Raw genomic sequence first — 13,068 nt, 5'->3', positions numbered from 1 at the left:
GGCTGGGCGCCATTCCATACGTTCCGGTCGGATGATCAGTTGCTGAAATCGTCTCTGCCTCTTGGTCGAATCGCTGGCGTGCGGGTTCAGGTCGACGTCAGTGCGATCTTGATCGTCGCGATCCTGATTCTCAGCCTCGCGTCCGGCCGCCTCCCCGCCGTCCTGCCCGGCAGAAGCACCGTCGCCTACCTGGCCGCCGCCATGGCCGCGGCCATCCTGTTCCTGGCTTCGGTGCTCGCCCACGAGGTGACACACGCGGTCCTCGCTCGCCGCAACGGAATCCAGGTCGAGAGCATCAGGCTCTGGCTGCTCGGTGGCGTCGCCCAACTCAAGGGAAATCCCCGCTCGCCCGGCGCCGATCTGCGCATCGCGGCGGTGGGACCATTGACAAGCCTGCTCCTGGGCCTCATCTACGGCGCACTGGCGGTCGGCCTCTCGCTCGCCGGCGGGGGCGGCCTGCCCGTCGCCGTCCTCGGCTACCTCGCCGGAGTGAACGTCGTGCTGGCCATCTTCAACCTTATCCCCGCGGCACCCCTCGACGGAGGAAGAGTGCTGCGCGCCGTACTGTGGATGATCTGGCGAGACCAGCAGCGCGCGGCCTTCGCCGCAGGTCGCGCCGGACGCATCTTCGGCTACGTCCTGGTCGGCCTCGGATTCTTTCAGGTCGCCTACGGTTCTGGCTTCTCCGGGCTGTGGCTCGTACTGATCGGGCTGTTCGTCGTCAACGCCGCGGCAGCCGAAGAGCAGCATGCCCGGCTCGGCTCCCTGCTCCGCGGCATCGTGGTCGGCCATGTCATGACGCCGAATCCGGTCGTCGCCGATCCGGAACAGACCGTGGACGAGTTCATCCGCCGCATCGCCTTCGCACACCCGTTCTCCGGCTACCCGCTGACGGATCCGACCGGCCGGCTCATCGGTCTTGTCACCACCAACCGGGTCCGCGCCGTCCCAGTGGACCGCCGGGCCACCGCCAAACTCCGCGAGATCGCCTGCCGACCGGACGAGGTACCGACCGCCCGACCCGATGAACCATTGGCGGACCTGCTGCCGAGGATGGCCGGATGCGCCGACGGGCGCACCATCGTCACGGACGAGAACGATGCCGTGGTCGGCATAGTCTCCCCCAGCGATGTCAGCAGAACCATGCAACTGGCCAGCCTCACCCGTCCCCACACCCCCGCGCGCGGCGCCGGTCGGTGGCCGGCCCGCCCAGGAACCTGATGCGTGCCCATCGCAGCGGCCTGATCGCCCAAGTCGTCCGCTCCCTGCGGACGATCGAGGACCTCGTTCACGTGGCGGTCGCGGTGTTGTTGTCCGTCCTGGCACTGGTGTTGCTGATCGACGTGATCGACAGTGTTGTGGTGGCCCTGAGAGGCCCGTACAGCGCGCTGGATCTGGTCTTGTCGATCCTCGACAAGACACTCGTCCTGTTCATCGTGGCCGAGCTACTGCATACCGTGCGGATCACGATCACCGAACGCCACCTGCGGGCCGAGCCCTTCCTTGTCGTCGGACTGATCGCAGGTGTCCGCCGCCTCCTACTCGTGACGGCCGAGGCCGAGCGGTCGTTCCGGTGGAACCCGCAAGGCATCGAACTGCTCATTCTGATCGGGCTCATCCTCGCGATGGCAGTAGCGATACTCCTGCTGCGCCGCTCGCCGCCCGTGGAGGAATCGACGGGCCCGGTCAGCCCACCTGCTCCATGACCTCGTCGGAGACGTCGAAGTTGGCGTAAACGTTCTGTACGTCGCTGTCCTCGAGCGCCTCGATCAGGCGGAAGATCTTGCTCGCGCCATCCGCGTCCAGCTCGACCGTCATCGACGGCACGAAGGAGGGCGTCGGCTCACTGTGGTCGACGCCCGCGTCCTGCAGCGCGGTACGGACCTTCACCAGGTCACCGGCCTCGCCGACACCTCGAAGCTGTCGCCCAGATCGTTCACCCCCTCGGAGCCGGCCTCGAGCACGGCCTCAATCACTTCGTCCTCGGTGAGCTTCACCCGCATCGTGCTGAGCCACGAGCCCAGCCTCGACGAGTGACCCGCCCGCTCAGTGCTTTGCGAGGCCGAACGCGGGCCACTGCACGACCTGGGCGTCCAGCCTCGGGTAGACCAGGGCCGGACTCGGATTGTCGATCCATCGGACCAGGCACGGCGGTGCTCCATCGCTGCCGCGAACCTCGAGGATGGTGCCGTCCCGCACCGGGCCCACGACCCGTCCGTCCGTTCACGTGGATGTGGTCGCGCTGACCTGCGCGTGCACGCTACTTCACCTCCACCCGCCGGCGCTGGTCGTTCTTGCTCTTGGGCACCGTCACCCGGAGTACGCCGTCGTGCAGCGAGGCATCCACGGTGTCCTCGTCGATGTCGTCACCCAGGACGATCTCGTACCGGAAGCGGCCCCACGAACGGCTCTGGCGGCGAAGCCATCCGCTTCGTTTCTGCTCGGGCCGCTCGCCGGTGATCACGATCCGGTGGCCTTCGACGTCGATGCTGATGTCCTGCTTCTTGACCCCCGGCAGCTCGACCTCCAGGACGTAGGCGTCGTCGGTCTCCTCGACGTCGGCCAGCGGGGTGAAGCCGTCGGCGAGCTTGGCCGGGAGATCTGCCCACTGGTCGTCGAACAGCCGGGACAGCTGCTGCGTCAGCCGGTCGAACTCCCTGGCGGGCTCCCAGCGAGCCACGTCATTCCTGGTGCTTCGTGCGGGCAGTGCCATCGGAGTGCTCCTTTCCGTCGCTGCCGCCATCGTTCGGCGCGGACGCCCGGGAAACATCCCCGGTCCGCGCAGTCTTCGTTCCTCGGGTGCCGGCTCAGCCGCGGGCCAGGAACTCGTGCACCAGCCGGACGGCCAGCGCGCCGTCACCGACGGCGGCGACGACCCGCTTGACCGATCCACCGGACCGAGGCTGTTCGGGCGCGGACATCACACGTACGCCTCGTGGGCGTAGCACCAACGCCAGTTCTCGCCTGGCTCGAACGACTGCACGATCGGATGCGTGTGCGACGCCGCATGGGCACGGGCGTGCCGCATCGGCGAGGAGTCGCAGCAACCGACGTGCCCGCACGTCAGGCACAGCCGCAGGTGCACCCAGGCGATGCCGGCGACCCGGCCGAGCCGGATGGACGCGTGCATGGCTAGGGCTGTTCAGCGACGCTACCTGCGTGCTCTCGACGAAGCCGCCGGCAAAGCTGCCGAACGAAGGGGGTCGTCTTTCGCCACGGTCTCCACCCGGGCGTCCGCAGCGACGCCGATCGTCGTCAGCCGTTCGGCGAACTCGTCGAGCTGCGCATGAAGTGGCCGGAACCAGCGTGCCGGTCCATGACTCCACTCCTAGCTCGGGGATCTCTCGGAATTGCCCGGGCAACTTCATCGTCGCGAGCACATCCGGCTGCATCCCGCGACCGCGTAGGCACTGGATCACTTCTCTCGACGACCAGTACGACGTCCGTCGGCCGCGCCACCATGCTCAGCCCGCCCCCGGCACCGGCGGCAAAGGGAAGCGCAGCGACGCGGCGACCATGTGCTGCTTCAATGTCGTGTCCGCCAGAACATGCTCGATCGAACCGCCGGCCGCCATGACCGCCTCCACCAGCTCGTCGATCACGTCGGGTGTCCGTCGCGTCCGCATGCCGCACAGCGGGCAGGTCTCCCCCGCCGTCGCCAGCCACCCGGACTCGTCGCACACCACTCCCGGCGCGGTGGCGCCGTCCTGCACCAGCAGGAGCTGAACGGCGGCCGCAGAGCCGGCCCACAGGCATTGACCCAGACCGGCCGCGGCCGCGTCCCCGACCGCCACCCGCTCCATCACTTCGGCGACCAACCGCCGCTCCTCCTCACGTTCGTAGCGATCGACGATGCCCTCGGCGGTCCGCCGGATCTCAGCCTCCCTGCCGGTCGCCTCGTCGATGTCGAACGTCCCGGCGACCTTCGGCCGGATGGCCTTCGGGAGGAACTGGAGGAAACCGGGCACGTCCTCCGGATGCCCCCCGACGATCAGGAGTTCGTACCCCTCCGCACGGAACAGGTCGTCCAGCAAGGTTGCGACCTGGTGGAAATGACGTCGGGTCAACGTGTCCGCCTTGTTCCGCACCCGATGCTCGACCAACCCGTGCCAGCCCGAGAAGTCCGGTTTGCGCAACGTTCGCGCACGAACGTTCCCGACCGGATGCATCTCGCCGAGGTAGAGCTCCCAGAGTCGTGCCGTCGCCCGGTCGACGGCGGCGACACAGGTTCTGTGGTACTCGTCGAGCACGGCCACCATCGGCCGCACCCACGGTGTCAGGTCGACGACGACACGATCACTGACCGTCCGGGGCAACCGGAGCTCCTCGAACAATCCCGCGGCGCTGCAGGCGAACGTCACGAGGGTGCCTGGAACCACGAAGTCGTCCCGTACCGTGTCTTCGATCCGGTTGATGTCGTTCCGCAACGACAGCCGCGCCTCGTGTCCGAGCGAACGGTCCTCGGTGAGCGGGCGGATGTCGTGCATCAGTGAGGACAGGCGCGTCCGGACGGCACTACGGGACCCAGGGCCTTCGTCCACGCCGACGTAGACCGACAGCACCGGTATGCCGCCTGAGTCGAAGCGCAGAACACGGTCGACCGTCTCGGCTGTGACCATCGCCTCCACCCCCAAGGCCGAGCCTGCCGCGGTTTCGGCAGTGCGGCAATCCTCGCTCGCGACCGCACGACCGAGGATCCCCGAAACACGTAGTTCGCGGCTCGATCATTCGCCGGTCGATGGTTCAAAGTGAGGACGACGCAGGTCAGCTCCACCCAGGATCGGATGTCGAGCCCGCGAAAGGCATGCCGCAGGTGCGACTCGACCTGTGCGGAGACAGCGAGAACTCGCGGGCGACGGCGCGGTTGGTGAGTCCGTTCGCGGCCCGTCGCGCGACGCGAAGCTCGCCCCCTGTGAGGCTCGCCCAGCCGAACGCCGGCGGGCCGCTGCGCCGGCGATCGTTCCTGCGCTCAGCCGGTCGTGTCGGCCAGCCGGTCGCGGGATCCGCGCCGGGACGACCGAAACGTCGTCAGATCTGAGGCCGATGCTCACCCGGAGCAGGTCAGTTGACGACGCCGCAGCCACCGGCAGGTCCTGCCCTGTGCTCGCGTGCCGCCGTCAGAATCGCCGGACGGCTGCTGCCACAAATCCCCCGATCATGTAGTCCGAGTCCCTGTGTGTCGCGGACGCCGAACCATCCTTGGCCGACGTGGGGCCGTCGGCCGGTCAGTGCACGGCGGCGTGCTCGTGTGGCCTGACTTCCGTCCCCTCGGAGGAGTCGCTCGTTTCGCGTACTCCACCCAGCGAGACCAGGTCGCGACGGAACAGTGACGCCAGCGCCCAGTCCAACCCGATGCGAACCTTGCGATTGATGGTCGGTATCTGCGTCAGGTGATAGGTGCGGTGCAACACCCACGCAGGTAGGCCCCCCAGTTGCATGCCGTACAGCTCTGCCACTCCCTTGTGGAGGCCAAGGCTTGCGATGGAGCCGGCGTACCGGTGGGCATAAGGCCGTGCGGACTCTCCGCGGAGCACGGCGACGAGGTTGTCAGCGAGGTGCCGGGCCTGGCGAACTGCGTGCTGGGCCGTGGGCGGGGTCGGCACTCCCCGGTTCGTGAGATCAGGAACGGCGGCACAGTCGCCCGCGCTCCACGCGTCCTCCGTGCCAACGACGCGGAGGTCCGTTCCGACCCGGACACGCCCTTTCTCATCGAGGGGCAGGTCGGTACTGCGGAGCATCGGGTGCGGCTGCACGCCTGCAGTCCACACGAGCGTGCCGGCGTTGAACTCGGTGCCGTCGGAGAGCCGGATCCGCCTGTCGACGGCGGACTCCACCCGGGTGTTCAGGCGCAGGTCGATGCCTCGTCGGCTGAGCTCTGCGGCGGCGCGGCGGCCCACGCCCTCTCCTACGTCGTGAAGGATCCGTCCGGTGAGCTCCACGAGCATCCATTGGAGGTCGGCTGGCCTCACATGGCGGTAGTAGCGGCAGGCAGAGCGGGTCATGTCCTCGAGTTCGCCGAGCGCCTCGATCCCCGCGAAGCCTCCTCCTACGACGACGAACGTCAGGGCGCATCGGCGTACATCCGCGTCACGCGTCGTTTCCGCGAGGTCAAGCCTGCTGAGTACGTGGTTGCGCAAGGCGATGGCCTCCTCGGCCCTCTTGAAGCCGATGCCGCACTCCTCAAGGCCGGGAATGGGCGGCAGACGTGTGACAGCGCCCACTGCGAGGACCAGGTGGTCATACGAGACGTCGTAGGAAGGGCCTTCCGACGGCTGGACCGTCACGCAATGGTCCCGGTGAGCCACTCGGGTGGCCCGAGCGCTGAGCACCTCTACCCCGGGCAGCACTCGGCGCAGGGGAATGACGACGTGGCGCGGCTCAAGAGTCCCGGTCGCTGCTTCGGCAAGGAAAGGCTGGTATGTCATGAAGTTTCGCGGGGTCACGAAAAGCAGTTCGGCCTCACGGCGGAGCCGGCGTTGGAGCTGGCGCGCGCTGAACAGGCCAGCGAACCCGCCGCCGACGATGACGATGCGTGGGGAGGTTGATGTCATGGCGGCGAGACTGGCAAGACGGAGATCGTGACGCATCCCCGCTCCACGTAGTCCTGTGCACCGATTCGCTGACCTCGTCGATGATGAACGAGAGCCGATGGCAACTAGCCAGATATCCTTTGCGACCGAAAGACCTTGCTCGGTGGGACGGAGGCTGCTTCCGGCCGCAAGCCGGGGATGCGGGGTACAGCCCTGTGAGGCCGCCAGAGAACACGGTCAGGCCTGCAGCAGCGAGCCGTGCGTCTGTCCACCCGTCCGCCCCTCGCGGATCACCAGAAGAGTCGGTACGGACTGCACGCTGAAATGCTCCGAGAGCTTGGATGCTTCGTCCACGGTGACCTGGACGGGCTTTACCGTGCCCGCCAGTTCGCGGGCTACTTGCTCGAGAGCCGGACCGACCATTCGGCATGGGCCGCACCACGGTGCCCACAGGTCGACCACGACCGGAATCCTTGACTTCTCCACGACATCCGGAAAGTTTGTCGTCGCCGGCATGCGCGAGCGCGCTGCTCATGACCGGCTCCGCGGATCGAACGTGGACGTGGCGGCCAGCTGTTCGAACAGGCGCTCCTCCTCGTCGGTCAGCCGGCTGGGCAGCACGATGCGAACCTCCGCGTACAGGTCACCTTTCCGGCCGGGCGGGCCCGGCATTCCGCGGCCGCGTAGGCGCAGGCGTCGCCCGCTCGACGTACCTGGTGGGACTCGCACCTTTGCCTCGCCTCCCGGCGTGTCCACGGCGACCCTGGCGCCCAGGGCTGCTTCCCATGGCGTCAGCGGCAGCTGGACGTGGATGTCACGTCCCTCGACCCGGTATCGGGGATGTGGAGCGATGCGTACGACCAGGTAGAGGTCACCGGCGACGCCACCGCCGATTCCCTGCCCGCCTTGATCGGCCAGCCTGATGCGCTGACCGTCGATGACCCCGGGAGGGATGGTCACCTCCACGCTGCGCGTTCCCTCGGGCCCCGCGATGGTGAGCCACCGATGCACGCCGTTGTACGCATCTTCGACCGACAGTTCCAGCTCGAACTCCTGGTCCGCTCCCGGGATGGACCCCCACCTCCGCCACCCACCAGACCCGAACATACCTCCGAAGAGATCGTCGAAGTCGATGCCATCCTCGTCGAACCAACCCCGCTCACCTGCGCCGGGGCGTGCTCCGGCGCGCGCGGTCCCCGCCCGGGCCCACGTCTCGGCGTCCACACCCTCCGGAACTCGGCGAAAGTCGTGCCCGAACGCGTCGTACCGCTTGCGAAGCTCGGGGTCGGACAGCACGTCGTAGGCCTCGGAGACCTCCTTGAACCGCTCCTCCGCTCCCGGGTCCTTGTTGATGTCCGGGTGGTAGGTGCGGGCGAGCTTGCGGTATGCGCGCTGGACCTCGTCAGAGGTGGCGTCGGGTCGCAGCCCGAGCACCTCGTAGAAGTCACGACGTTCCGCCATCGGACTACGGCTTGGCCGAGTAGATGGTCCACTTGGGGTTCAAGATCGCCTGGCGCCGCGCCAGTTGGCCCACCAGACGCTCACCCTGCGCAGTGAACGCGACGACCGACGGCGTGGTGCGTGACCCCTGGGCATTGGGAATCACCTTTGGCTGACCGGCCTCGACGGTCGCGGCCGTCGCTCGTGATCGGCCGCTCCCCCGAGCAAAGTTCCCGTCACCCGAGAGACGATACGTCCAAGCTGGAGGCGACCGTCGCGGACCAGGGCAGCCCCCGACCCAGCGCCCATTCACGTGGATGTGATTGCCGACCTTTTGCATGAATCACTTCTCCCGATTCATCGCAGGCGAGCAGCACGGGCGCGGACCGCGGGCCACTCCGCCCGCGGCCCACCATTTCCGTCCTGTGACGAGACAGGCGCCGAGCCCGGTGCGCTGCGCCTACTTCACCTCCACGTGGCGGCGTTGACCGGTGGAACTCTTCGGCACTCGCACCTGAAGAACCCCGTCGTGAAGCGTGGCTTCTACGCCATCCTCATCCACTGGATCCGGCAGGACGACCTCGTAGCGGAAGCGCCCCCTCGAGCGGTTCTGGCGGCGCAACCAACCAGTCCGCTTCTGTTCCAGGCGCTCACCGCTGATCACGATCCGTCGGTCTTCGACGTCGATGTTGATGTCCTTCTTCTTGAGGCCTGGCAGCTCGACCTCCAGCACGTAGGCGTCGTCGGTCTCCTCCAAGTCGGCCAGAGGGGTGAAGCCGTCCGAGCCGAGCAACGACGGCAATTCTGGCCACTGCTCCTGGAACAGCTGAGACAACTGCTGAGTGAGCCGGTCGAACTCGCTCGCCGTGTCCCAGCGGGCGACATCGTTTCTGGCGCGTGGTGCAGGCAGCGCCATGCTCTGCTCCCTTCCTTCGTGCGGGCCGGCAGGATTGCCAGGCCGCACGTGTAAGGCTGCGACGCTGAAGCAGCTCAGCACATCCCGGGTCCGCGCAGTCGTCTGATCCGGGGACCGTGACCGGTGGCGTACTCGTCCGCTTCTAGGTGCGCGCCGGCCCGCTGTGCGCCCAGGCGCAACGGTCGTGCAGCGAGCGCCGGCGTCACCGCCCGTCGCAACGCCGAGCTCGCCGCCCGACTGGCCCGCTGAGCCGTCTGCTCGGCACCGGCCGAGGCTGCCCACGCCCGGAGTCGCTGTCGCTGGGCCGGCCGGCAGGCAAGACTGGGCAGATGGATGGCGAGCGGGTGCTAGGACGGGGACAGTTCCCGCCGATCGGCGACTACGCGTTCCTGTCGGACTGTGAGACGACAGCCCTGGTCGGCCCGGACGGCGGGGTGGAGTGGCTGTGCCTGCCGCGGATGGATTCGCCGAGCGTGTTCGGCGCGATCCTCGACCGCGATGCCGGGTCGTTCCGCGTCGGCCCGGCCGGCGTCGAAGTACCGTCGGCCCAGCGCTACATCCCGGGCACGCTGGTGCTGGAGACCAGCTGGTGGACGCCCGGCGGCTGGCTGGTGGTCACCGACGCGCTGCTGATGGGACCGTGGCATCACGAGACGGAGCGGTCGGCCACGCACCGGCGGTCGCCGACCGACTACGACGCGGACCACGTGCTGCTGCGCCGGATCCGCTGCGTCACCGGAGAGGTCCAGGTCCGGATGGACTGCCACCCGGTGTTCGACTACGGCCGCCTGCAGGCGCAGTGGAGCTACTCGAGCGAGGGCTACCACGAGGCGGTCGCGACCGCGGACGGCACACTGCGCGACCTGCGGCTGACGACCGATCTCAACGTCGGGTTCGAGGGGCCGACGGCGACCGCGCGGACGCTGCTCAAGCAAGGCCAGGACCGGTTCGTCGCGTTGTCGTGGAGCGAGCACCAGGCGCCACGCACGATCAAGGAGGCAGATGCCCGACTGCGCTGGACCTGCCATCACTGGCAGCACTGGCTGGACAACGGACGGTTCCCGGACCACCCGTGGCGAGGCCATCTGCAGCGCAGCGCGCTGACGCTCAAGGGCCTGACCTTCGCCCCCACTGGCGCGGTCGTCGCCGCGGCGACCACCTCGCTGCCGGAGACGCCGGGCGGGGTGCGGAACTGGGACTACCGCTACACCTGGATGCGCGACACCACCGGCACGCTGTGGGCCTTGCTCGTGCTGGGCTTCGACTGGGAGGCGGGCGACTTCTTCCAGTTCGTCGCCGACATCGCCACGGCCGAGGGCGGCGACCTTCAGATCATGTACGGCGTCGACGGCGAGCGGGTGCTGACCGAGTCCGTGCTCGACCACCTGTCCGGGTATGACGACTCGCGGCCGGTGCGGATCGGCAACGCGGCGTACGTCCAGGACCAGCACGACGTCTGGGGCGCGGTGGTCGGCGCGATCGCCCTCTACACCGGCGCCCGGCACCGGGTCGACGACCGGCTGTGGACGATCGTCAAGACCCAGGTTGAGTGCGCGCTCGAACGATGGCGAGAGCCCGACCATGGCATCTGGGAGATTCGGGCTGCACCGCGGCACTTCACCTCGTCGAAGGTCGCCTGCTGGGTCGCGGCCGACCGCGGCGCACAGCTGGCGACCGGCCGAGGCGAGGTAAAGCTCGCCGCCGAGTGGCGAAGGGCAGCCGACGAGATCCGCGCTGACGTGCTGGCGCACGCGGTCGACGAGCGTGGCGTCTTCGTCCAGCACTACGGCACCACCGCCCTCGATGCGTCGGTGCTGCTGATCCCGCTGCTCGGGTTCCTTCCCGGCACCGACGAACGGGTCCGCGCCACCGTGCTGATCATCGCCGAGGAGCTCACCGAGGACGAGCTGGTGCTGCGCTACCGCGTCGACCGGACCGACGACGGGATGGTCGGTGATGAGGGCACCTTCACCATCTGCTCGTTCTGGTTGGTGTCCGCGCTGGTTGCGATAGGTGAGCTGGACCGCGCCAGCATGCTCTGCGAGAAGGTGCTGTCCTGCGCCAGCCCGTTGGGACTCTACGCCGAGGAGATCGACGCCTTCAGCGGCCGGCACCTCGGGAACTTCCCGCAGGCATTCACGCATCTTGCCCTGATCCATGCGGTGACCGCCGTAATCCGGGCCGAGGAGCACGCCGGCTGGTGAGTAGGCTTCTCCGTCTCGAGGTCCTCGATGACCACCTCCTCCAGCGCACGGCGGCCACGAAGCAAGCTCGCAGACGTCGCTGTGCAGCAGCACCTGGATGCGTGGGGTCTGCACGACCCGGTCGGCGAGGTACCGGGTCACCCCGGCATAGGTTCGCCTCAAGCTCGGTCGCGGTCCTGAACCACCGAGACCCGGCCCTCCAGGATGACGACGAAGTCCTGCACGTCGTCCCCGGCCAGCAACACCTCGCCGGCCCGCGTCGTACGACGGGTGCCGTACCTGTGCAGCTCAGTGAGGTGGGCTTCGCCGAGCCGCGGGTAGGCGCCGTACATGTCAGGGGTCTCGGCCGGCTCGGCCGCGGTCACGCGTAGGCCTCGTGGACGTAACACCAGCGCCAGTTCTCGCCCGGCTCAAGCGACTGTACGATCGGGTGCCCTTGGAACACCGCGTGCGCGCGGGCGTGCCGCATCGGCGAGGAGTCGCAGCACCCCACGTGACCGCAGGTCAGGCAGAGCCGCAGATGCACCCACGCGGTGTGCAGCTGCAGGCACTCCTCACAACCCTCCGGGGTGCGTGGCACGACCGGACGAACCAACGCCAGGTGCGGGTCCACGCCGCTGCTCACGACGCCACCTGGCGGGTCAGCGCGTCGTCCAGCCACGGACGCGGCGCGGCGCGAACCTGCCGCGCGACGACCTGCCTGCCGCGCAACACAATCAAGGTGGAGTTCGCCGGGGCCTCGAACCGTTGCGACACTGCGGGCGCGTCGTCCGCGCTGATTTTCAACACCTTCAGCTCACCGGCCTTCCCGGTCGCCAGCGTCTCGAGCACCGTCCCGGTTGCGGCGCTGAGAGTTCGGACATATGACAATCTCCGGCGCGGCTGTCATCTCGGCTCCGTCCCGACATAGCTCACGACCGCCTGCTCGGGTCCACCGTCGCGCAGTGGCTGCGGGGCCACATCCCGGGAACGAGTGGTACCCGGTCCGCACACCGTGTCGTTCCACCTTCGCAACGTCTCCCGCAAACTCGGTGCCGACTCGCGACTGGCGTTGACCCGGCTGATCGTCGAGCGGATGAGCTGTTGTCGTGAGCCGGCGGCACACCAAATCGAGCGGTGCAGGGCGGCGCGGCTAGTAGACGCGCACCGTTACAAGCGCACCGTGATCTGGTTTACAAGCGCACCGTGATCTGGTTGTCGACCGAGGCCACTCCGGGCGCAGACCAAGCCACCCGCTCCGCCTCCTTTTTCTCAGCCCATGAGCGGACGGTTCCCTTCAGGATGACCGTGTCCCCATGCACCTCGGTAGTGATCCGTTCGGCGTCTGTCTCGGCGCTGCGCACGAGCGCATCCTCGATCCTCTTCTTCAGCTCGTCCGGTGATGGCTTGACCCGTGGTGTGACCTTGATGAGGTTGCTCACGCCACGCACGCCCGACAGGCGGCGAACAGCCCGTTCGGCGTCGTGTTTCTGGAACTGCCACTCGACTTCACCACGAAGAGTGACCCAACCTCTGGATACCGTGACGTCAAGTTTCTCGATCGGCACCAACGCATCCCATTCCAGCGCGCGGGCTGCGGCTGCTGCAATGTCGGCGTCGGTGCGCTCGGCAGAGCTCGGGAGCCGAAGCTCGATGTCGTTGGCGACTGCGGCCACTCCACGCACACTGTGCGCTGCCTGCTCTGCCGCCCACTTCTTAATGAAGGAATCCACCCATCCCGTCAGGACCACGACGCCGTCCTTCACCGCGACGCCGATCTCGTTGGGCTGGACGCGGGCGTCCCACTCAAGCTCCTCCAGGACCTCCCGCTGGATCTCCTCATCGCTTACCGTTGCCGTTGCTGTCCCCATTGGTTACTCCCTCCTACCCGGTCTCGTTCTGATGATGTGCGGACGTATGCCGACCGATCAGGTTCGACCTTCGCTCCTACTCGTTCGCTCTACCGGCGGATCACACCTTGGCAAACGTCGACGGTGAG

17 protein-coding genes are annotated in these 13,068 nt (G+C 67.9%); 3 read left to right on the top strand and 14 right to left on the bottom strand.

From position 1 onward, the window contains the following. Positions 1-78 precede the first annotated feature (78 nt). Both ACFPJ1_RS09680 and ACFPJ1_RS09675 read left to right on the top strand, forming a co-directional pair. A complete protein-coding gene (locus ACFPJ1_RS09680) occupies positions 79-1,221 on the top strand; it encodes a site-2 protease family protein (protein WP_380103121.1) in 1,143 nt (380 codons plus the stop codon). After that, a complete protein-coding gene (locus ACFPJ1_RS09675; RefSeq protein WP_380103120.1) occupies positions 1,221-1,706 on the top strand; it encodes a phosphate-starvation-inducible PsiE family protein in 486 nt (161 codons plus the stop codon). Before ACFPJ1_RS09680 ends, ACFPJ1_RS09675 begins: the two co-directional genes overlap by 1 nt. On the opposite strand, the gene ACFPJ1_RS09670 is transcribed toward ACFPJ1_RS09675, so the two are convergent. From ACFPJ1_RS09670 to ACFPJ1_RS09625, 10 genes are all read right to left on the bottom strand, one after another. Next, entirely contained in the window at positions 1,687-1,890 is a 204-nt protein-coding gene (locus tag ACFPJ1_RS09670) for a YebC/PmpR family DNA-binding transcriptional regulator (protein ID WP_380103119.1), read from the bottom strand. The two genes, ACFPJ1_RS09675 and ACFPJ1_RS09670, sit on opposite strands and share 20 nt — an antisense overlap. 156 nt (positions 1,891-2,046) lie before the next feature. Further along, positions 2,047-2,208, bottom strand: coding sequence for a DUF1918 domain-containing protein (locus tag ACFPJ1_RS09665; protein WP_380103117.1), 162 nt, complete (start codon positions 2,206-2,208; stop codon positions 2,047-2,049). Between the two features lie 52 nt (positions 2,209-2,260). Further along, complete coding sequence (locus ACFPJ1_RS09660) at positions 2,261-2,713, bottom strand: Hsp20/alpha crystallin family protein (RefSeq protein ID WP_380103116.1); 453 nt, start codon at positions 2,711-2,713, stop codon at positions 2,261-2,263. A gap of 207 nt (positions 2,714-2,920) precedes the next feature. After that, positions 2,921-3,130, bottom strand: coding sequence for a UBP-type zinc finger domain-containing protein (locus tag ACFPJ1_RS09655; RefSeq protein WP_380103115.1), 210 nt, complete (start codon positions 3,128-3,130; stop codon positions 2,921-2,923). A 334-nt stretch (positions 3,131-3,464) separates the two neighbouring features. Then, a complete protein-coding gene (locus tag ACFPJ1_RS09650; RefSeq protein ID WP_380103114.1) occupies positions 3,465-4,619 on the bottom strand; it encodes a baeRF10 domain-containing protein in 1,155 nt (384 codons plus the stop codon). Positions 4,620-5,225: 606 nt separating this feature from the next. Next, positions 5,226-6,551, bottom strand: a complete 1,326-nt coding sequence (locus ACFPJ1_RS09645; protein WP_380103112.1) for an NAD(P)/FAD-dependent oxidoreductase — start codon at positions 6,549-6,551, stop codon at positions 5,226-5,228. A 216-nt stretch (positions 6,552-6,767) separates the two neighbouring features. Beyond that, positions 6,768-7,046: a thioredoxin family protein gene (locus ACFPJ1_RS09640; RefSeq protein ID WP_380103111.1), complete on the bottom strand. Its 279-nt coding sequence runs from the start codon at positions 7,044-7,046 to the stop codon at positions 6,768-6,770. A gap of 15 nt (positions 7,047-7,061) precedes the next feature. Continuing rightward, positions 7,062-7,991 (bottom strand): DnaJ C-terminal domain-containing protein, encoded by a 930-nt coding sequence (locus tag ACFPJ1_RS09635; protein ID WP_380103110.1) that lies wholly within the window; start codon positions 7,989-7,991, stop codon positions 7,062-7,064. 4 nt (positions 7,992-7,995) lie between these two features. After that, positions 7,996-8,310, bottom strand: coding sequence for an Hsp70 family protein (locus ACFPJ1_RS09630; RefSeq protein ID WP_380103109.1), 315 nt, complete (start codon positions 8,308-8,310; stop codon positions 7,996-7,998). Between the two features lie 120 nt (positions 8,311-8,430). Further along, entirely contained in the window at positions 8,431-8,886 is a 456-nt protein-coding gene (locus tag ACFPJ1_RS09625; protein ID WP_380103108.1) for an Hsp20/alpha crystallin family protein, read from the bottom strand. Positions 8,887-9,215: 329 nt separating this feature from the next. Here ACFPJ1_RS09625 and ACFPJ1_RS09620 point away from each other — a divergent pair, with 329 nt between their 5' ends. Continuing rightward, positions 9,216-11,090, top strand: a complete 1,875-nt coding sequence (locus tag ACFPJ1_RS09620; RefSeq protein ID WP_380103107.1) for a glycoside hydrolase family 15 protein — start codon at positions 9,216-9,218, stop codon at positions 11,088-11,090. 158 nt (positions 11,091-11,248) lie between these two features. Here ACFPJ1_RS09620 and ACFPJ1_RS09615 read toward each other — a convergent pair whose 3' ends face one another. The 4 genes from ACFPJ1_RS09615 to ACFPJ1_RS09600 form a co-directional block, all read right to left on the bottom strand. Then, complete coding sequence (locus ACFPJ1_RS09615) at positions 11,249-11,455, bottom strand: cyclic nucleotide-binding domain-containing protein (RefSeq protein ID WP_380103106.1); 207 nt, start codon at positions 11,453-11,455, stop codon at positions 11,249-11,251. Further along, positions 11,452-11,715, bottom strand: coding sequence for a UBP-type zinc finger domain-containing protein (locus ACFPJ1_RS09610; protein WP_380103105.1), 264 nt, complete (start codon positions 11,713-11,715; stop codon positions 11,452-11,454). The genes ACFPJ1_RS09615 and ACFPJ1_RS09610 overlap by 4 nt, the downstream gene beginning before the upstream one ends. Then, positions 11,712-11,921, bottom strand: a complete 210-nt coding sequence (locus ACFPJ1_RS09605; RefSeq protein ID WP_380103104.1) for a thioredoxin family protein — start codon at positions 11,919-11,921, stop codon at positions 11,712-11,714. The genes ACFPJ1_RS09610 and ACFPJ1_RS09605 overlap by 4 nt, the downstream gene beginning before the upstream one ends. Before the next feature lie 341 nt (positions 11,922-12,262). Next, on the bottom strand, positions 12,263-12,940 hold the full coding sequence (locus tag ACFPJ1_RS09600) for a BON domain-containing protein (protein WP_380103102.1): 678 nt from the start codon (positions 12,938-12,940) through the stop codon (positions 12,263-12,265). Between the last annotated feature and the right edge of the window lie 128 nt (positions 12,941-13,068).

Source organism: Kribbella qitaiheensis (assembly GCF_042657745.1).
GTDB lineage: Bacteria > Actinomycetota > Actinomycetes > Propionibacteriales > Kribbellaceae > Kribbella > Kribbella qitaiheensis.
This window is presented reverse-complemented; position numbering and strand designations above follow the sequence as displayed.

What these genes read in the sequence shown, in the direction of transcription:
- ACFPJ1_RS09660 (WP_380103116.1), bottom strand. Translation starts at nt 2,713, where the DNA reads ATGGCACTGCCCGCACGAAGCACCAGGAATGACGTGGCTCGCTGGGAG.
- ACFPJ1_RS09650 (WP_380103114.1), bottom strand. Translation starts at nt 4,619, where the DNA reads ATGGTCACAGCCGAGACGGTCGACCGTGTTCTGCGCTTCGACTCAGGC.
- ACFPJ1_RS09630 (WP_380103109.1), bottom strand. Translation starts at nt 8,310, where the DNA reads ATGCAAAAGGTCGGCAATCACATCCACGTGAATGGGCGCTGGGTCGGG.
- ACFPJ1_RS09640 (WP_380103111.1), bottom strand. Translation starts at nt 7,046, where the DNA reads ATGCCGGCGACGACAAACTTTCCGGATGTCGTGGAGAAGTCAAGGATT.
- ACFPJ1_RS09600 (WP_380103102.1), bottom strand. Translation starts at nt 12,940, where the DNA reads ATGGGGACAGCAACGGCAACGGTAAGCGATGAGGAGATCCAGCGGGAG.
- ACFPJ1_RS09625 (WP_380103108.1), bottom strand. Translation starts at nt 8,886, where the DNA reads ATGGCGCTGCCTGCACCACGCGCCAGAAACGATGTCGCCCGCTGGGAC.
- ACFPJ1_RS09655 (WP_380103115.1), bottom strand. Translation starts at nt 3,130, where the DNA reads ATGCACGCGTCCATCCGGCTCGGCCGGGTCGCCGGCATCGCCTGGGTG.
- ACFPJ1_RS09635 (WP_380103110.1), bottom strand. Translation starts at nt 7,991, where the DNA reads ATGGCGGAACGTCGTGACTTCTACGAGGTGCTCGGGCTGCGACCCGAC.
- ACFPJ1_RS09645 (WP_380103112.1), bottom strand. Translation starts at nt 6,551, where the DNA reads ATGACATCAACCTCCCCACGCATCGTCATCGTCGGCGGCGGGTTCGCT.
- ACFPJ1_RS09620 (WP_380103107.1), top strand. Translation starts at nt 9,216, where the DNA reads ATGGATGGCGAGCGGGTGCTAGGACGGGGACAGTTCCCGCCGATCGGC.
- ACFPJ1_RS09675 (WP_380103120.1), top strand. Translation starts at nt 1,221, where the DNA reads ATGCGTGCCCATCGCAGCGGCCTGATCGCCCAAGTCGTCCGCTCCCTG.